This is a genomic window from Polaromonas sp. CG_23.6 (assembly GCF_029892315.1).
In the GTDB taxonomy this organism is placed as follows: Bacteria; Pseudomonadota; Gammaproteobacteria; order Burkholderiales; family Burkholderiaceae_C; genus Polaromonas.
The window spans coordinates 492066-510294 of sequence record NZ_JARXUY010000001.1 but is presented as its reverse complement, the minus strand read 5'-3'; the positions used below and the strand labels follow the sequence as shown (position 1 = coordinate 510294).

Annotated in this window: 18 protein-coding genes; 11 read left to right on the top strand and 7 right to left on the bottom strand. The window is 63.9% G+C overall.

The features are described from left to right. The first annotated feature begins 48 nt into the window (after positions 1–48). From H4V98_RS02475 to H4V98_RS02460, 4 genes are read left to right on the top strand one after another with little or no spacing between them, the layout of a single operon-like run. Positions 49–603 (top strand): TRAP transporter small permease, encoded by a 555-nt coding sequence (locus tag H4V98_RS02475; protein ID WP_280757256.1) that lies wholly within the window; start codon positions 49–51, stop codon positions 601–603. Positions 604–630: 27 nt separating this feature from the next. Beyond that, a complete protein-coding gene (locus tag H4V98_RS02470) occupies positions 631–2022 on the top strand; it encodes a TRAP transporter large permease (RefSeq protein WP_196862578.1) in 1392 nt (463 codons plus the stop codon). A gap of 30 nt (positions 2023–2052) precedes the next feature. Continuing rightward, a complete protein-coding gene (locus H4V98_RS02465; RefSeq protein WP_196862579.1) occupies positions 2053–3579 on the top strand; it encodes an altronate dehydratase family protein in 1527 nt (508 codons plus the stop codon). Between the two features lie 14 nt (positions 3580–3593). Further along, complete coding sequence (locus H4V98_RS02460) at positions 3594–4649, top strand: malate/lactate/ureidoglycolate dehydrogenase (RefSeq protein WP_196862580.1); 1056 nt, start codon at positions 3594–3596, stop codon at positions 4647–4649. Positions 4650–4682: 33 nt separating this feature from the next. Here the strand turns inward: H4V98_RS02460 and H4V98_RS02455 are convergent, their stop codons facing one another. From H4V98_RS02455 to H4V98_RS02435, 5 genes are all read right to left on the bottom strand, one after another. After that, on the bottom strand, positions 4683–5744 hold the full coding sequence (locus H4V98_RS02455; RefSeq protein WP_196862581.1) for a TAXI family TRAP transporter solute-binding subunit: 1062 nt from the start codon (positions 5742–5744) through the stop codon (positions 4683–4685). Positions 5745–5770: 26 nt separating this feature from the next. Beyond that, positions 5771–6910 carry a hypothetical protein gene (locus H4V98_RS02450; RefSeq protein WP_196862582.1) on the bottom strand — a complete coding sequence of 380 codons (1140 nt, stop codon included), beginning with the start codon at positions 6908–6910 and terminating at the stop codon, positions 5771–5773. A gap of 251 nt (positions 6911–7161) precedes the next feature. Beyond that, the gene (locus H4V98_RS02445; RefSeq protein WP_196862583.1) at positions 7162–8364 is read right to left on the bottom strand and encodes a fumarylacetoacetate hydrolase family protein; all 1203 of its coding nucleotides are present in this window, start codon (positions 8362–8364) and stop codon (positions 7162–7164) included. Positions 8365–8410: 46 nt separating this feature from the next. Further along, the gene (locus tag H4V98_RS02440; RefSeq protein WP_196862584.1) at positions 8411–9253 is read right to left on the bottom strand and encodes an amidohydrolase family protein; all 843 of its coding nucleotides are present in this window, start codon (positions 9251–9253) and stop codon (positions 8411–8413) included. Then, positions 9250–10254 (bottom strand): aldo/keto reductase, encoded by a 1005-nt coding sequence (locus tag H4V98_RS02435; protein WP_196862585.1) that lies wholly within the window; start codon positions 10252–10254, stop codon positions 9250–9252. The genes H4V98_RS02440 and H4V98_RS02435 overlap by 4 nt, the downstream gene beginning before the upstream one ends. Positions 10255–10401: 147 nt before the next feature. Here H4V98_RS02435 and H4V98_RS02430 point away from each other — a divergent pair, with 147 nt between their 5' ends. The 7 genes from H4V98_RS02430 (at position 10402) to H4V98_RS02400 (ending at position 16274) form a co-directional block, all read left to right on the top strand. After that, entirely contained in the window at positions 10402–10857 is a 456-nt protein-coding gene (locus tag H4V98_RS02430) for an RbsD/FucU domain-containing protein (RefSeq protein WP_196862586.1), read from the top strand. Next, positions 10854–11564: a GntR family transcriptional regulator gene (locus H4V98_RS02425; RefSeq protein ID WP_196862587.1), complete on the top strand. Its 711-nt coding sequence runs from the start codon at positions 10854–10856 to the stop codon at positions 11562–11564. Before H4V98_RS02430 ends, H4V98_RS02425 begins: the two co-directional genes overlap by 4 nt. Then, positions 11561–12505: a dihydrodipicolinate synthase family protein gene (locus tag H4V98_RS02420; protein ID WP_231374619.1), complete on the top strand. Its 945-nt coding sequence runs from the start codon at positions 11561–11563 to the stop codon at positions 12503–12505. The genes H4V98_RS02425 and H4V98_RS02420 overlap by 4 nt, the downstream gene beginning before the upstream one ends. A 67-nt stretch (positions 12506–12572) precedes the next feature. Further along, entirely contained in the window at positions 12573–13580 is a 1008-nt protein-coding gene (locus H4V98_RS02415; RefSeq protein ID WP_196862588.1) for a sialic acid TRAP transporter substrate-binding protein SiaP, read from the top strand. Between the two features lie 11 nt (positions 13581–13591). Continuing rightward, entirely contained in the window at positions 13592–14062 is a 471-nt protein-coding gene (locus H4V98_RS02410; RefSeq protein ID WP_196862589.1) for a TRAP transporter small permease, read from the top strand. Beyond that, entirely contained in the window at positions 14059–15354 is a 1296-nt protein-coding gene (locus tag H4V98_RS02405) for a TRAP transporter large permease (protein ID WP_196862590.1), read from the top strand. Before H4V98_RS02410 ends, H4V98_RS02405 begins: the two co-directional genes overlap by 4 nt. After that, complete coding sequence (locus H4V98_RS02400) at positions 15351–16274, top strand: ribokinase (RefSeq protein WP_196862591.1); 924 nt, start codon at positions 15351–15353, stop codon at positions 16272–16274. Before H4V98_RS02405 ends, H4V98_RS02400 begins: the two co-directional genes overlap by 4 nt. Before the next feature lie 34 nt (positions 16275–16308). On the opposite strand, the gene H4V98_RS02395 is transcribed toward H4V98_RS02400, so the two are convergent. Both H4V98_RS02395 and H4V98_RS02390 read right to left on the bottom strand, forming a co-directional pair. After that, complete coding sequence (locus H4V98_RS02395; RefSeq protein WP_036807443.1) at positions 16309–16530, bottom strand: YdcH family protein; 222 nt, start codon at positions 16528–16530, stop codon at positions 16309–16311. Positions 16531–17189: 659 nt separating this feature from the next. Continuing rightward, a complete protein-coding gene (locus tag H4V98_RS02390) occupies positions 17190–18209 on the bottom strand; it encodes a TRAP transporter substrate-binding protein (RefSeq protein WP_196862592.1) in 1020 nt (339 codons plus the stop codon). Positions 18210–18229 lie beyond the last annotated feature (20 nt).

Genomic DNA, 18229 nt, shown 5'->3' with positions numbered 1-18229 from the left:
GGCCTGGCGGCCCGTCTTGTGACCCGATTGACTGTTTGCGGAGTGCCCATGAGCGACAAAATCATTAGCGACGACGGCGAATTCCACACCGAGGATGAGGAATTCGACCTGTCCACCACCACACCCGAGGCCTGGCTGGCACTGGCCTTTTTCTGGCTGCTCGGGCTGACGGTGTTCTACCAGTTCATCACCCGCTATGTGTTCAACGACTCGGCCGCCTGGACCGAGGAAATCGCCCGCTACCAGTTGATTGCGGTGGTGTTCATCGGCGCGGCCATCGGCGTTGTGAAGAACAACCACATCCATGTCGATTTCTTTTACCGCCACATGCCCACACGCATGGGCCGGCTGATGTCGGGCTTCGTGGACTGGGTGCGCATCGCCTTTTTTGCCGCCGCCGTGGTCATGACGGTGCAGATGATGCTCAAGATCGGCAACCAGACGCGAATGACGGTGGTGGACCTGCCGATGAACATCGTCTATGGGTTGTGCCTGCTGGGCTTTGCCGTGATGCTGCTGCGCTCGGTGCAGGTCGCCGTGGTCCATTACCGGCGCGGCTACAGCGTGCTGGAGCGGCCCGACTCCACCATGCAGGACCGGTAAATCCTCTGTCATTCAACAGGCTACGACATGCTGAAAATTTTCTTCCTGATCTTCATGGGCGCCGGCATTCCGGTGGCCATCGCCATGGCGGGCGCATCGCTGGTCTACATCCTGTTCAGCGGCAGCTTGCCGCCGTTTGTGGTGATTCACCGCATGGTCTCGGGCATTGACAGCTTTCCGCTGCTGGCTGTGCCCTTTTTCATATTGGCCGGCAACCTGATGAACAACGCCGGCATCACCACGCGCATCTACAACTTCGCGCTGGCGCTGGTCGGCTGGCTCAAGGGCGGGCTCGGCCATGTCAACATCGTCGGCTCGGTGATTTTTGCCGGCATGAGCGGCACGGCGATTGCCGACGCGGCCGGGCTGGGCACCATCGAGATCAAGGCGATGAAAGAGCACGGCTATTCATCCGAATTCGCCGTCGGCGTGACAGCGGCGTCGGCCACGCTCGGCCCGATCATTCCGCCCAGCCTGCCCTTCGTGATTTACGGGATGATGGCCAATGTGTCCATCGGCTCGCTGTTCCTGGCCGGGTTGTTGCCGGGCCTGATGCTGGCACTGTTGATGATGGTGACCGTGGCTTACTTTGCCCACAAGAACAAATGGGGCGGCGACATCCACTTTTCAGGCAGCCGCTTTGGCAAGGCGATGGTCGAGCTGGCCGTGGTGGCGGGCTGGCCGCTGGCGATGTGGGGGCTGATCCAGGCGGGCGCGCCGTCGCAGCTCACGGTGTTTCTGGGGCTGGTCCTGCTGTTCGTGCTGGACAAGGTCTTCCGCTTTGAAGCCGTGCTGCCCATCATGACGCCGGTGCTGCTGATCGGCGGCATGACCACCGGATTGTTCACGCCAACCGAAGGCGCGATTGCGGCCTGCGTCTGGGCCATGGTGCTGGGCTTTGCCTGGTACCGCACGCTCAAGTTCAGGATGTTCGTCAAGGTCTGCCTGGACACGGTGGAAACCACAGCCACCGTGCTGTTCATCGTCGCCGCTGCATCGATTTTTGGCTGGATGCTGACGGCCACCGGCGTGACCGCCGGGATTGCCGAATGGGTGCTGGGTTTCACGCAGGAAGCCTGGGTGTTCTTGCTGCTGGCCAACCTCTTGATGCTGTTCGTCGGCTGCTTCCTGGAGCCCACCGCCGCCATCACCATCCTGGTGCCCATCTTGCTGCCAATCACGCAAAAGCTGGGCATCGACCCGGTGCATTTCGGGCTGGTGATGGTGCTCAATTTGATGATCGGCTTGCTGCACCCGCCGATGGGCATGGTGCTGTTCGTGCTGGCGCGGGTGGCCAAGCTGTCGGTCGAGCGCACCACCATGGCGATCCTGCCGTGGCTGGTGCCCTTGCTGGTCAGCCTGGGGCTGATCACCTACTTTCCCAAGGCGGTGCTGTGGCTGCCGAAAATGTTTTACTGACCCGATGAATCGATTGCAGAGGCTATTTTTATGACTCCCTTTATCCGCCTTCATCCCGCCGACGACGTGCTGATTGCCCGGGCCCAGCTGGTCGGTGGCACCCAGGTTGAGCACATCACCGTCAAGGGCCTGATCCCGCCCGGCCACAAGGTCGCCACGCGCGCGCTGGCGGCCGGCGAGCCGGTGCGGCGCTACAACCAGATCATCGGGTTTGCCAGCAAGCCGATTGCGCCCGGCGAGCATGTGCACACCCACAACCTGGACATGGGGCCCGACAAGGGCGACTTTGCACGCGACTACGCCATTGGCGCCGACGTGAGGCCGCCCGCGCCGCTGCGAGAAGCCACGTTCATGGGCATCAGGCGGGCTGACGGCCGCGTGGCGACGCGCAATTACATCGGTATTTTGTCCAGCGTCAACTGCTCGGCCACGGCGGCACGCGCCATTGCCGACCATTTCTCGCGCCAGACCCACCCGTCGGCGCTGCAGGATTTTCCGAACGTCGATGGCGTGGTGGCACTGACCCACGGCACCGGCTGCGGCATGGACACCGAGGGCATGGGGATGCAGATTCTGGAGCGCACGCTGGCGGGCTATGCCACGCATGCCAACTTTGCCGGTGTGTTGGTCGTCGGCCTGGGCTGCGAGGCCAACCAGATCAATGCCTGGCTGGCGCACAGCGCGCTGAAGGAAGGCGACAATTTTCGCGTCTTCAACATCCAGGACAGCGGCGGCACGCGAAAGACGGTGGAAAAAGGCATTGCGCTGGTGCGGGAGATGCTGCCGCGCGCCAACGACGTGCAGCGCGAGCCGTGCAGCGCCGCGCACATCACCATCGGCCTGCAATGCGGCGGCTCGGACGGTTACTCGGGCATCAGCGCCAACCCGGCACTCGGCGCGGCAGTGGACTTGCTGGTGGCTCACGGCGGCACCGCCATCCTGAGCGAAACGCCTGAAATCTATGGCGCCGAACACCTGCTGACGCGCCGCGCCGTGCGCCCCGACATCGCCGAAAAGCTGATTGCCCGCATCAAGTGGTGGGAGCATTACACCGAGATCAACGGCGGCGAGATGAACAACAACCCGTCCCCCGGCAACAAGGCGGGCGGGCTGACGACGATCCTGGAAAAGTCGCTGGGCGCGGTCGCCAAGGGCGGCACCAGCAACCTCGAAGCGGTCTACGAATATGCCGAGCCGGTCAGCACCCACGGTTTTGTCTACATGGACACGCCCGGCTACGACCCGGTCAGCGCCACCGGCCAGGTGGCGGGCGGCGCCAACGTGATCTGCTTCACCACCGGACGCGGCTCGGCGTATGGCTGCGCGCCCTCGCCATCACTAAAAATTGCCACCAACTCGGCGCTCTGGCAGCGGCAGGAAGAAGACATGGACATCAACTGCGGCGAGATCATCGACGGCGGCGTGTCGGTGCAGGCCATGGGGCAACGCATTTTCGAGCAGGTGCTGGCCACGGCGTCGGGCCGGCAAAGCAAGAGCGAGCAGCACGGCTACGGGCAGAACGAGTTTGTACCGTGGCAAGTTGGCGCGGTGATGTAAACCCAAGGATTTTTATGCAAAAAGTGATTCCGGCGCATACCCTGCGTGCGCAATGCGCTAGCGTTTTAATAGCGGCCGGCAGTTCGGCGGCAGAAGCCGAAAAAGTCGCCGCCAACCTGGTCATGGCCAACCTGAGCGGCCACGACTCCCATGGCGTGGGCATGCTGCCGCGCTATGTCGATGCAGTGCTCGAAGGCGGCCTGGTGCCCAACGCCAGCGTGCAAACGGTACTCGATGCCGGCGCCCTGCTCAGCCTGAACGGCCAGCGCGGCTACGGCCAGGTCATCGGCGAGCAGGCGATGGCACTGGGCATCGCCAGCGCCAGGCTGCACGGCAGCTGCATCATGGCGCTGGCCGAATCGCACCACCTGGGGCGCATCGGCCACTTTGCCGAAATGGCCGTGGCCGAAGGGCTGGTGTCGCTGCATTTTGTCAACGTCAAGTCGCGCGCCGTGGTCGCGCCCTGGGGCGGCAGCGACGGGCGCTTTGGCACCAACCCGTGCTGTATCGGCATTCCGCTGAAAGACCAGCCGCCCTTCGTGTTGGACTTTGCGACCAGCCGCGTGGCCCAGGGCAAGATGCGCGTCGCCTACAACCAGGGCAAGACGGTGGCGCCCGGCCTGCTGATGGACGCGCACGGCCAGCCGACCACCGACCCCGGCGTGGTCGTCGTGCCGCAGCCGAACGGATTTTTTGGTGCCTTGATGCCCTTTGGCGAACACAAGGGTTACGGACTGGCCATTGCCTGTGAACTGCTGGGCGGCGCGCTGACCGGCGGCGGCACCTGGCATTCCACCAACGTCCACAGCCGGGCGATCCTCAACAGCATGCTGACGGTGCTGATTGACCCGGCCAAGCTGGGCACCCAGGCGGCGTTTGACACCGAGGCCCGGGCTTTTGTGGACTGGCTGCGCCAGAGCCCGCCGGCAGAAGGATTTGACACTGTGCAGATTGCCGGCGAGCCCGAGCGGGCGATGCGCCTGCAGCGCGAGCAGGACGGCATTGAAATAGACCTGCAGACCTGGCAGGAAATTGTCCTGGCCGCCGGCAAGGTTGGGGCCAGCATTTGATTCCACCGGGTTGAGGTACCAATGCCTGGGGCGTTATGGACACAGGCCAAGAATGCGTTCCTGCTGCGAACACATTTTGGCCGGCTGGCGTGATTTGACCGCTGCAGCCGGCCGGGCGGTTTCGGCCACACAGTTCCGCAGTTCGCGCGTCGTCGGGCGGTAGTAGATCCAGCCCCGGCCGAGTTCGGGCAGGGCCAGTTCCACCTCGCCCCACTTCGGATGGCCTTTTTCCCTGAGCTGCGAAAAATTCTGGCATAGCGACCGCGCCATGCCGCGCAGGTGGTTTTCGGTGTCCCTGAGCTGAAAGTCGTAGGTCACCAAAAAGGCCTTGACCGCCAGTCCCGGAATGTCGGTTTCAAGCAGGCTGGGGTAATTGCTGGCGCGCACGTTGACTGGAAAGTAGGTCTTGAGAACGGCTTCGCTGGAGGCATGGCCGGGGTCGAACTTGAGCAGCTTGATCAGCTTTCGCGACTCGGGCTTCATGTCCACCAGCAGCTTGGCGGGCTGGCCCGCAATGACGGCGACCACATCGAGCGTCTTGTCGGTGACCAGTTTGGCCAGGGCTTCTTCGTTAGACAGGTAGCTGGTGCTCTCGGGCATGGTTTCTTTAAACATCAGGCGGTAAAGCGTGGCCGATGTCAGCGCCGTGCCGCTTCCGGACTCGCCGGCGTTGAGCTTGGCGTTCCTGATCTCGTGGATGAAGTTGCGCTCCGAATCGGCCCGCACGATGAAGTAGATTTCCTCGTTGTAGAGCGGCATGATCACGCGCAGTGGCTTGATCAAGTCGCGTGCGGCAGAATTTCCGGCGGCTGCCACATCAAGAAACGACTGGTAGACGTCGGACTGCACCAGTGCCAGCTTGACGCCGGGCTCGTAACGCAGCAGCTTGACGTTCTCGGCCGATCCGGCTGAAGGCACCGCTTCGAGCTGGATGTCGGCAACCGGCGCCACGAACTGCGCGAGATCGCGCCCGATCTTGATGTAGGTGCCGCGCTCAGAGGCGGTGACGATTTTGTAATTTACTTCCGCTGCCGCCATCGAGGCGTGACAAAGCATGGCGGCTGTCAGTAATGCGCTCAAGACCTGTTTGTGCATGCTGTTTTTCTTTCAGTTCATGGAGCTCAATTGCAGAGCCCCAAAGTTTCAACGGCCGGAGGACATTCTTTAAGGGCCGGCGGGGCGGGGCGGGATTTTTCCCTGGCTTGAACCGGCGGTGAAGGGCTGGCAAGCGGTTGGGCCGCCCTGTCGGGCCGTGAAGGCGCGGGCAGTTTGGCGGCTTCGGTAACACCTCTGGCACCCGGCGATGCCGCCAGCACAGGCGATGCAGGCGCGACAGACAGTACGGGTGCTACAGGGGCAGCAGGGGCTGATGGCGCTGCAGCAAGTGCAGCTTGCGGCTGCATTTTTTGCGCCAGTCCCTGACGAACAGACGCCAGCCCGCTGGCCGCAAGCCGTGACCGGTTGTCGTCGTCGCCAAATCGGGTGGAATACGTCCGCAGGCTGTCTGCCAGCAGCATTTGCGCGCGCGCCAACCATTCGGCGCGATGGGGCGCGTTTGCAGGATTTTTCCGAAGACTCAAGTCCGCATAGTGTTGTCCCAGCCGGTATTTCGCGTCGGCAGACTCGACCGAGGCCGCGCCCTTGAGCTTGTCCGAGATCCTGCACGACATCAACAAACCCACTTCGGCGTCGCGTTCGCGACCTGCCGCCGAGGCTTCATTGCTCAGGACGACGAAAGAGGCAATGTCAATGGCCGCCAGACCGGTCACGTCGGCCTGCATGGGAAACTTTCCGTCCTTGTCACCCGCCGCAGGCACCACTGGCTCAGACGGACACATGACGGCTTGCGCCGATACCGGCCCGGCCGATCCGGACCGTGCAGCATTCGGGTTTTCTCCGCCAGGCAGGTTTGACGGGCCGCTGTTCAGCAGCAGCCATCCACCCAGTCCCAGGGCTCCGCCAATGGCGATAAACCACGGGGCAAAGGCCGCAAGGTGCCTTGGCTGTGCCATGACCGGCCCCAGCGCAGGGGCAACTGGTTCTCGCGGACCCAGCCCTTGCGGAAACGAAAACCCCTCGGACTTTGGTGGATCAGGCGCGTCGCTCAATGCGAACCCCTGAGCTTTCCGGGCATCCAGCAGGGCCGATGGGCCGAGGGCTGGCGTTGGTTCCGGCGCAGGTGCTGGCGGCGCAGCTTCGGCCTTGGGCAATTCACCGGTGGTTGGCGAGCGCGGTGCGTTCCACGCTTGTGCCTGAGGCACTGCGCCGGACACCGTACGCTTCGCGAAAAATTCTACTAAACGCCTGGTGATGCTCATCGGCCGACGATATCCCGGCAATGCAAGCCTTCAAGACCCCACAACAATACGTTGCAAAGTTTGCAAAAGCGTGCTTTGGCCCGCGAAGGCTGAAAGCCTGCTTGGCAGGCTTTCAGCCTTCGCGGGGATTTATTTCACCCTGATGAAAAAGTCGCAAGCAAAAAGCCATTTTGAAATGGCCATTGGTTACCCTGTCAAGGCGTCGTAGCGTCTGCGGTTTGCGTCAGAAGTCCGCGTGCCGACAGGTTGGCATAGAACGCGCGCAGCCCGAAGGTCCACGGCGCCACCCGGTCAGTGTGGTTCACTTCGTTCACCAGCCGGCCGAGTTGCGGGCTGGAAATGTGCACTGCGTCGCCCAACCGGTGGGTAAAGCCGCTGCCGGGCTGTCCCCGGTCTTGCGTCGGCGCAAACATGGTGCCAAGGAACAGCATCACGCCATCGGGATACTGGTGGTGTGCACCCAGCGTCTGCGCCACCAGGTCCAGCGGGTCGCGGCTGATCTGCGCCATCGAGCTGCTGCCCTGCAACTCGAAACCGTCAAGCCCTGCTACCCGCAGGCTGACGGTGCAGCGGCGCACGTCGTCCAGGCAATAGCTGGCGTCGAACAGGCGGATGAAGGGCCCGATGGCGCACGAGGCGTTGTTGTCCTTGGCCTTGCCCAGCAGCAACGCGCTGCGGCCCTCGAAATCGCGCAGGTTCACGTCGTTGCCCAGGCTGGCGCCCACGGTGTCGCCCCGGCTGTTGACGGCCAGCACGATCTCGGGCTCGGGGTTGTTCCAGGCCGAACCGGGATGGATGCCGATCTGCGCGCCGCTGCCGACGCTGGACAGCACCGGCGCCTTGGTGAACACCTCGGCATCGGGGCCGATACCCACTTCGAGGTATTGCGACCACAGGCCTTTTTCGATCAGCAATGCCTTGAGCTGCATCGCCTGCGGCGAGCCGGGGCGGATGGCGGCCAGGTCGCCGCCCAGCAGTTCCACCACCTGCTGGCGCACGGCAACTGCCTGACCAGCGTCGCCCCGGGCCTGCTCCTCGATCACCCGCTCGATCAGGCTGGCGGCAAAGGTCACGCCGGCCGCCTTGATAACCTGCAGGTCGCAAGGCGCGAGCAGGCGCAGCGCCTGCGGGTCGTCGGATTGCACCTGCGCGCCGGGCATCAGTTGCTCGATGCTGCCGACCCGGCGCCCGGGGGCGGCGCGCACCTCTGCCACCGGATCGGCCGCATCGAGCAGGTCGCTCATGGTGGCGAAATGCGCCGACAGGTCGTACACCCCGTCCGGGCGCAGCACGATGACCGATGGCCCCGGCACCGGGCCGGGAACCCACGCGCGGCCCACCAGTGTTCCGGTGAGTCCGTCGTCAGGCAGCCAATGCGTGGCAGGCGGTTTTTTCATGGGAATGTCTCCGTTTTTAAGTGGTGATTGCGTGAAATGGAAAGATTCAGATATCGGATGCCGGCGGCAGCCGGTAAAGCCGCCGGGCATTGCCCTCCATCACGGCGTGCTGCGCCTGCGGACTCAGTCCAGCGAGCAATTGCCGCGTTTCGGCAAACCATGGGCCAAAGCGGCCAGCCAGTTCAAGCACCGGCCAGTCGCTGCCCCACACCAGCCGGCCGGCGCCAAAGCAGGCCAGCACATGCGCCGCCCACGGCTGCACGGCGCCAGGCGCGGGTGCGGGTCCGGCCTCGGTCAGCAGGCCGGAGAGCTTGCACCAGGCGCTGGTCTGCGAAGCCAGCCGGGCCATGGCGTCGGCCCACGGCTGCCACTGGCCGGCGCCAATGTCGGGCTTGCCGGCGTGGTCGATGACGATGCGCAAATCGGGATGGCGCTGTGCCAGCGTCAGGAGGTGCGGCAGATGCACCGGCTTGACCAGGGCATCGAACACCAGATGGCAGTCGGCCATGGCCTGCAGCGCGGGTGTGAGTGCGGGCTGCAAGATCCATTCGGCGTCCGGCAGGTCCTGCAGCATGGGACGCAGGCCCTTGAGCCGGGGATGGCGCGCCAGTTGTTCGATGCGCGCGGGTGCATCGCCAGCGGCCAGATCGGCCCAGCCGACCACGCCCAGCACGGCCGGGTGGGCGTCGGCCTGCGCCAGCAGGAAAGCGGTTTCCGCTTCCGTGGGCGCGGCCTGCACCAGCACGCCGCTGGTCACGCCGTGCGGCGCTGATTGCGCCTGCCAGTCGCCAACCGTCACATCGCGGTAGAGGGGCGCCAGTGCGGGCGTCAGCCAGCCATAGTCGCCGCGCGCCAGTTGCCAGCAATGGAAGTGGGCGTCGATGCTCATGGGGTCGGTGCCTCGGCCGAAATCAGCCCCTGCGCCCGCAGCGCGGTCCAGAATTCAGGCGCCACCGCATGCCGCAGCATGGCGTGTGCGTCTTCCCATTGCGCCACGGTGCGTGCGCCCAGCATGACGATGTCCACCGCCGGATGCGCCAGGGGAAACTGCAGCGCCGCTGCCCGCAGGGGGACGCCAAAGTTCTCGCACACCGACTCGATCTGCGCCGTGCGTTCCAGCCATTCACGCGCGGCCGGTGCGTAGTTGAAGGTGGGCGCCACGGCGCGCGTGCCGGTGGCCAAAATGCCCGAATTGAACACCCCGCCCAGCGCCACGCGCACGCCGCGCGCCGTGCACTGCGGCAGCAGCTCGGGCAGGGCGCTGGGGTCCAGCAGGCTGTAGCGGCCGGCCAGCATCAGCACATCCAGGTCGCCCTCGGCGAGCACCTGCAGCACCACCTCGACATCGTTTGTGCCCAGGCCGATGGCGCCGACCAGGCCTTCGGCCTGAAGCTGCCGCAGCGCCGGCAGGGTGTCGTCCAGCACCTGCCGCAGCACGCTTGGCGCGTTCGCCCCGTGCGTGGCCGCATCGGGGTCGTGCACGTAGGCCACGTCGAGCCGGGCCAGGCCCAGGCGCTGCAGGCTGTCCTCGACACTGCGGCGCGTGCCGGCGGCGCTGTAATCCCAGCTTTGCCGGAACGGCAGGATGTCCACATAGCCATGCTGGGCGCGAGGGGCGTCCGCATCGGGCGCGAGCAGCCTTCCCACCTTGCTGGACAGCACGAAGTCGCCGCGCGGCTGGCCGCGCAGGGCCGCGCCCAGCCGGTGCTCGGACAGGCCGTGGCCGTAATGCGGCGCGGTGTCAAAACTGCGGCAGCCGCTCTGCCAGGCCGCCTCCACCAGTTGCCGCGCTGCGTCGTCGCCGACCGCTTCAAACAGGTTGCCCAGCGGCGCGCCACCCAGACCGAGCCGCAGGCCGCTGCCGGCGCAGGGAGGAAAGAAAAAGGTCATTTCAGGGTAAATCCCAATAAAAGTTTAACTATCGTATAGCTAACATGTCAGTCATTGATACCGGGATATCCCGGAGTTTCTGTTATGAATTGCACGCCTTTCATGCCCTGAAAAACGCTTCACTGATCCGCAAACCACGCTTGACCCATGCTGAAAAATATCCCTGCGCTGCTGACACCCGATGCCCTGCATGCGCTGGCCAGCATGGGCCATGGCGATGACGTGGCGATCGTCGATGCGAATTTTCCGGCAGCCGGCATGGCCGGCAAAAGGGGCGCGCGGCTGGTGCAGCTGGCCGGCGCCAGTGCCACGCAGGCGCTCAAGGCCGTGCTGCAGGTCCTGCCGCTCGACGATTTTGTGCCGCAAGCGGCCTGGACCATGCAGGTGGTCGGCGACGCGGATGCGATTCCCGAACCCGTGGCCGAGTTCGCGGCCGAACTGCGTCAAGCCGGAGAAGTGCCCGCTGCCACCCTGGAACGCTTTGATTTTTACCAGCGCGCACAGTCGGCTTTCCTGATCCTGCGCACCGGCGAGACGCGCAAGTACGGCAACATTTTGCTGCGCAAGGGCGTCATCGCCAGCGACGCGGGGGACGACGCATGAGCACCCTGCCCCACGCCTCGCCTTTGAGCCTGCGCGCACAGGCTTACGCAAGCTTTCAGCAGCAGATCGTCGATGCCAATATCCGGCCCGGCCAGTTCATCTCGCAGCGCGAACTGATGCAGCTGCTCGGCATGCCGCTGGGCGCGGTGCGCGAACTGATTCCGCGCCTGGAAGCCGAAGGGCTGCTCAAGACCGTGCCGCAACGCGGCCTGCAGGTGGCGCATGTCGATCTGAAGCTGATCAACAACGCCTTCCAGCTGCGCCAGCTGCTCGAACGCGAAGCCGCCAGCCGTTTCGTCACCACGGTGTCCGACCGCGACCTGGCCGCCATCGAGCAAAGCCATCTGGACATCGTGCAGCGCGCGCGCAGCGGAAGAGCGATTGACGATGCGCTGCTCAAGGACGCCACGGCGGTGGACTGGGGCCTGCACGACCTGATGATCGACGCATTGGGCAACGAGCTGATTTCCGAGGTGTACCGCATCAACAGCCTGCGCGTGCGACTGATCAAGCTCGAAGGCTCGACCCTGTCGCCGCAGGTGCTGGTGCCGGCCATGCAAGAACACCTCTGGTTTATCGAGGCCCTCAAGCGGCGCGACGCGCAGGCCGTGCTGGAGCGGCTGGGCCACCACATTGAAAGCGCGCACCTTCGCGTGCTTGGACTGCCACGGCCTGCAATGCCGTGGTCTTTGGAGAACCCTGGATGAGCATGCCCCCCAATCCTGAACAAAAATCCGCCGCCTTCCGTGGCATCTGGCCGGCATTGCTCACCCCGCTCAAGGCCGACCTGGGCATTGACCACGCCCTGCTGGCGGCCCATTGCAAGTCGCTGATTGCCCGGGGCTGCCACGGCGTGACGGCCTTTGGCACCACCGGCGAAGGGCCGTCTTTTTCCATGGCCGAGCGCAAGGAGGCCATCGAGCAGCTGATTGCCAACGGCATTCCGGCCGCGCAGATCATGGTGTCCACCAGCTGCGCCGCGCTGCCGGAAACGCTCGAACTCACGCGCCATGCGGTCAGCGCCGGCGTGCACGGCTGCCTGATGCTGCCGCCGTTTTTCCTCAAGGGCGTGTCCGACCAGGGCGTGATCGACGGCTACCGCCATGTCATTGACGGCATGGGCAGCGACCTGCCCCGACTCAAGCTGTACCTGTACCACATCCCGCAGGTCAGCGGCGTCAGCCTGTCGCACCACGTCATCGCCACGCTCAAGGCGATGTACCCCGACACCATCCTGGGCATCAAGGACAGCGCCTGTTCGACCGCGCATTCCATCGGACTGGCCGAGGCCTTCATGCAAGACCTGACGGTGTACGTCGGCTTCGAGCCCGACCTGCCGGAGATGGGCCGGCGCGGCAGCACCGGGGCCATCAGCGGCCTGGCCAACTTCATGCCGCGCGTGGTCAGCCGTTTGGTGACGCAACCCGATGCGCCGGCCACGCCGGCCGAACGCGAACGTGTGGTCCGGCTGATCGGCCTGCTGGACGACTATTCGCTGATGCCGGCGCTCAAGGGCATCATGGCGATGCTCAGCGGCGAGCCCGGCTGGCTGCGCGTGCGCCCGCCGCTGGTCGCCCTGACGCCCGAAGCGTTCCAGCGGCTGGAAAAAACCCTTCGGGATTTCGGCATTGATCCAGAATCCGACTGAGCCCGTTTCAGCCGATGGAGCCGGTTTTGACACGTTAGCCACCGATAAACAACAAGGAGACAAATTCATGAACATTCCCCTGCTTCGCCGCACCCTGCTGGCCAGTGCTTCAGCCGTGCTGCTGATGGGCTCGCTGCTGTCCCCCGCCCAGGCCCAGAACAAGGTGGTGCTGCGCGTGTCCACCCCGGCCGTGCCCGACGACTGGCACGCCAAGATGTGGACGGTGTTCAAGGACAACCTGGAACAATCCGCGCCCGGTGAATTCGACGTGCAGATCAACCTGAACGCCTCGCTGTTCAAGCAGGGCACCGAGCCGGCCGCCATGGCGCGCGGCAACCTGGAGCTGTCGTCGATTTCCGCCTTCGACATCGCCAAGCTGGTGCCGGAGTTTTCGCTCTTCACCGCCGGCTATGTCATTCGCGACCCGGCGCACCAGCAAAAGGTGTTCAACGGCCCGATCGGCGCCGAGATGTTCAAGACGGTGGCGGAAAAGATGGACGTGACGCCGTTGTCCACCGTCTACCTGGGCACCCGCCAGGTCAACCTGCGCGAAGTGCGCAATGTCAAGACGCCGGCCGACCTGAAAGGCGTGAAGCTGCGCATGCCGGGCACCAAGGAATGGCTGTTCCTGGGCGAAGCACTGGGCGCCACCGCCACGCCGCTGGCCTTTGGCGAGGTCTATCTGGGGCTGAAGACCGGCACCATCGATGGCCAGGACAATCCGCTGCCGTCGGTGCGGGCTGCCAAGTTCTACGAAGTGACCAAGCAGATCGTGATGACCAGTCACCTGGTGGACGGCATCTTCATTGCCATTTCCAACAAGGCCTGGGGCGCCATGAATGCGGCGCAAAAGCAGAAGGTCACGGCAGCGGCGCAGGCCGCGTCCACCTACAACAACGACAACCGCCTCAAGGAAGAAGGCCAGCTGGTCGAATTCTTCAAGCAGCAGGGCCTGCAGGTGACGACGCCCGATGTGGATGCCTTTCGCAAGTCGGTGCAAGCGACCTACCAGAACTCGGACTACGCCAAGGTCTGGCCCAAGGGGCTGCTTGAGCGCGTGAACCAGACCAAATAAAGGAGATGTCCATGCTGGAGCGTTCACGGCGTATCGCCGAAGGCGTGGCGGCGGCCGTTTTCGCCCTGCTTTTCGGGGTGTTCGTGGTGCAGGTCGGCATGCGCTTCCTGTTCAACCGGCCGCTGGCCTGGTCGGACGAGCTGATCGTGGTGCTGTACATCCTGATGGTGTTCTGGAGCGCGGCCACGCTGCTCAAGGAAAAAGAACACGTCATGCTCGATTTGGTGTACTCCGCCCTGCCGCCCGGCGGGCAGCGGATTTTCGGCCTGCTGGGCGCCGCCCTGACGGCCGGGCTGCTGCTGTGGATGCTGCCCGAGGCGTTTGACTATGTGCGCTTCATGCACCGCGAGAAAACGCCGGTGCTGGACATTCCCTTTTCCTATGTGTTTGCGCCCTTCATCCTCTTTGTGGCGGTTATCGGCCTTCAATATGTCGTCAAGTTTGTCCGTTTGCTCGGGCGCAACTGGAAGGAGCAGCTATGAGCCAGGCCTTGATGGTGTTGCTCGGCATGCTGGTCGTGACGCTGGTGCTGCGCCTGCCGATCGGCTTTGGCATGCTGATCAGCGGCGTGTCCTACCTGGTGTTCAAGCGCCAGGACCTGGGGCTGGTGGCCGAGCAGGTGCTCAACGGCCTGTACAACAGCTATATTTTGCTGGCTGTGCCGCTGTTCATCTTTGCCGCGTCGGTGATGAACTCGGGCACCGTCAGCGAGCGGCTGTTCGACTTTGCGCTGGCCATTGTCGGACGCCTGCGCGGCGGGCTGGCGCATGTCAACATCATCGTCAGCGTGATTTTCTCGGGCATGAGCGGCAGCGCGATTGCTGACGCGGCCGGACCCGGCATCGTGAGCATCCGCATGATGCAGAAAAACGGCTACAGCGCCGAATTTGCCGGCGCGCTGACGGCCGCTTCATCGACCATCGGCCCGATCATTCCGCCGTCGATTCCCTTGGTGATCTATGCCATGGTGTCGGGTGCGTCGGTGGGCGCGCTGTTTTTGGGTGGCGTCGTTCCCGGTCTGCTGATGGCCGTGGCGCTGATGCTGGCGGTGCACTTTGTCGCTGCCAAACGCAATCTGCCGCGCGGCGAGAAGATTGCGCTGCAGGCCTATCCGCGCATCTTGCTGCGCGGCATCCTGCCGCTGACGTTGCCGGTGGTGCTGCTCGGCGGCATCTACACCGGTATTTTCACGCCGACCGAAGCGGCGTCGGTGGCGGCGCTGTATGCATTGTTCCTGGCCAGCATCGTCTACCGCGCGCTCAGCTGGCGGCGGTTCTACGAGATCCTGGTCGAGTCGTCCAAGGCCAGCGCCTCGGTCACGCTGATCATTGCCTCGGCGTTTGTCATCAACTACGCCTTCACGGCCGAAAACGTTCCCGGGCTGGTGGCCGCGTGGCTGACGGGCATGGAACTGTCGCCGCTGGGTTTTTTGCTGCTGGTCAATGTGCTGTTTTTGGTGCTCGGCTGCTTCCTGGACACCTCCATCATGCTGCTGGTGCTGGTGCCCATTTTGCTGCCCACCGCCAAGCTGCTGGGCATCGACCTAGTGCACCTGGGCGTGGTGCTGGCCGTCAACATGATGATCGGGCTGGTCACGCCGCCTTTCGGCATGCTGCTGTTCGTCATCAATGCGCTGGCCGGCGTGTCGCTCAAGGGCATGATCCGGGAGGCCTGGCTGTTCATCGGCGTATTGCTGGTGGCGCTGGTGCTGATGACGGTGTTTCCGCAAATCGTCCTGTGGCTGCCGCACAAAATGGGCTACGGCGGCACATGACGGCGAGCCAATCCTTCGACGTGGTCTGCGTCGCCAGCTGGAACGCCGACCTGGTGTCGCATGTCGCCCGTCCCGTGGCGCGCGGCGAGACGCTGATGGCCCGCGCCTTCAGTATCAGCCCCGGTGGCAAGGGCAGCAACGCCGCCGTCGCCGCCGCCCGCCAGGGCACCCGCGTGGCGCTGATCGCGCGCATCGGCGACGACGACTTCGGCCGCATGGGCATGGACCTGTGGAAGGCCGAAGGCATTGCGACAAGCCATGTCGAGCAGGCTGCCGGCGAGCGCAGCGGCGTGGCGCAAATTCTGGTGTATGACGACGGCGACAACAGCATCGCGGTGTACCCGGGCGCCGGCGCCGGCCTGGGCGCGCGGCATGCGCTGGCGGCCACGGACCTGCTGGCGCATTGCCGGGTCGTCATGGCCTCGTGCGAAGTACCGGTCGAGGCCACGCTGCAGGCTTTTCGGCTGGCTCGGCAGGCCAATGCCCTCACCGTGCTGAATCCTGCGCCAGCGCGCCCGCTGCCCGAGGAACTGCTGGCGCTGGTCGATGTGCTGACGCCGAATGAAAGCGAGTTGCTTGAACTGGCCGGACCCGGCTGCGCGGGGTCGGTCGATGCGGCTGCCCTGGCCTTGCTGGCACGCGGCATGCGCAACGTGCTGGTGACGCTGGGCGCCGCAGGTTGCCGGCTCTACCAGCGTGGCCAGTCGCCGGTCGATCTGGCAGGCCGCGCCATGCCGGTGGCCGACACCATAGGCGCCGGCGACACCTTCACCGGCACGCTGGCCGCAGCCCTGGCGCGTGGCGAAGCGCTGCCTGCGGCGATGCAGTGGGCCAACGCGGCCGCCGCGCTGTCGGTGACGCGGCATGGCGCGGTCACCGGCATCCCGACCCGTGCCGAGGTGGCAGCCCTGCTGGCTTGAACCGGCTGCATGGCCAGTTCAAGGTCCTGGCGTTTCAGCTTTCGGTTTCAGCCTTTTTCAGGATCGCGTAAAGCTGGTCCTTGAGCTGCAGTTTTTCCTTTTTCAGCACTTCGATCTCGTCGGGCGTTGCCATGTCGATGCCCGACTCCATGTTCGTGATCTTCTGGTCCGCGGCATTGTGTTCGTCGAACAGGCGGGTGAAGTGGTTGTCCGTGGTTTTCAGTTGGGTGATGAGGTCGCGGTATTCGGGAAACATAAAAACTCCTGATAAAACAACGCGCGCTTGGCCCGTAAAAAAGCCGTGCCACCAACGCGAGGTGATGTCATTCACTATAGGTCGCTGCCAGACTGGCGCGCGCAGTGTTTATTCCCGACTGCCTGCAAGACGAATGCCGGCCTGTTTCAAAACGACGTTTGCGCCGTGCCCAACAGGCGCATCGTGTTGCCATTCAGGATGCCGGCCACTATTCAAGCCGCAGACCGCCGCCGTTGTGCCCGGCGTGAAAGATTTCCGGCAGTCTGTCTTGCTGAAAATGCGAGCATGACCAAGCCGTTATTGCCGCCAAAGCAAAATTACGTAATGACTCAGCTCCCTCGAAGCTCTCCGTAATCTCTTTTGTCATTGCGGACTTGATGAGCCTGCCCCGGACTTGATCCGGGGCAATGCATGACCCCGTTTGCGGAGAAGTCATGGTTCCCGGGTGCTGAAACCCCGGGCTTGATCCGGGGCCGGGATGACAGAGGCTCATTTCATTGCGCTTTAAACTGAAAAGTGACCTGAGTAGTTACAAAATTACAAGAAAAAAGTGCTGTTTGCGCAATACGGCTAAGCACAAGCAGCTATTTATTTGATAGTAATTTTAACCGGGCGGCCTGTCAGCGCAGAGCGCAAAACCTGACGCCCCGCCCCGTCGATTACTTCGTGCCGCGAATCCGGGCCAGTTCTTTTTGGGTTTCATTCCACAGGTCCATGCCGACTTCCTTGCTGATGTCGGCGTACACGCCGGTCAGCTTGCTGCGCATGCGCTCGGCCTCGGCGGGTGGCAGCTCATTGACCAGCATGCCCTTGGACTTGAGGTCGGCCATGGCACTGGAGGCTTCTTCGCGCGTGTCCTTGCGTTCAAAGTCACGGCTGATTTTGGCGGCATCGGTCAAGATCTTCTGCTCGGTCTTGGACAGCTGGTCCCACCATTTCTTGCTGACCAGCACGATCCACGGGCTGTAGACGTGGTTGGTCACCGTCAGGTACTTTTGCACCTCGTAGAACTTGCTCGACAAGATCGTGTTGTACGGATTTTCCTGGCCATCGACCGTCTTGGTTTCCAGCGCGCCGAACAACTCTGAAAACGCCATCGGAATCGCGTTGGCGCCCAGTGTCTTGAAGCTGTCCAGGAACACGTTGTTCTGCATGACGCGCAGCTTGATGCCGTCCAGGTCTTCGACCTTGGTGACCGGGCGCTTGCTGTTGGTCAGGTTGCGAAAACCGTTTTCCCAGTACACGAGCCCGACCAGGCCTTTTTCCTGCAGCTTGTCCTTGATCTTGTCGCCAACCGGGCCGTCGAGCAGCGTGTCGGCTTCCTTGGTGTTGCTGATGAGGAAAGGCGTGTCCCACAGCGCCATTTCCTTGGTGATGCCAACCAGCGTGGCGGTCGAGCCGACCATCATTTCCTGCGCGCCGCCAATCAAGGCTTGCTGCATCTGCGTGTCGGGGCCGAGCGCGGCCGCGCCGATGGCGCGCACCTTCATCTTGCCGCCCGAGGCCTTGGCCACTTCATCGGCAAACACCTTGGCAGCACGGCCCTGGTTGCTGGCTTCGTTCAGGCCGTAGCCGAAACGGATCAGGCGTGGCTTGATGTCCTGCGCCAGCGCGGAAAACGAGGCGCTGAGCACCGCGACGGTAGCGGCGGCAACAACGGTTCTGCGAAGAAAAGTCATGGGAGTCTCCTGGAGTTAAG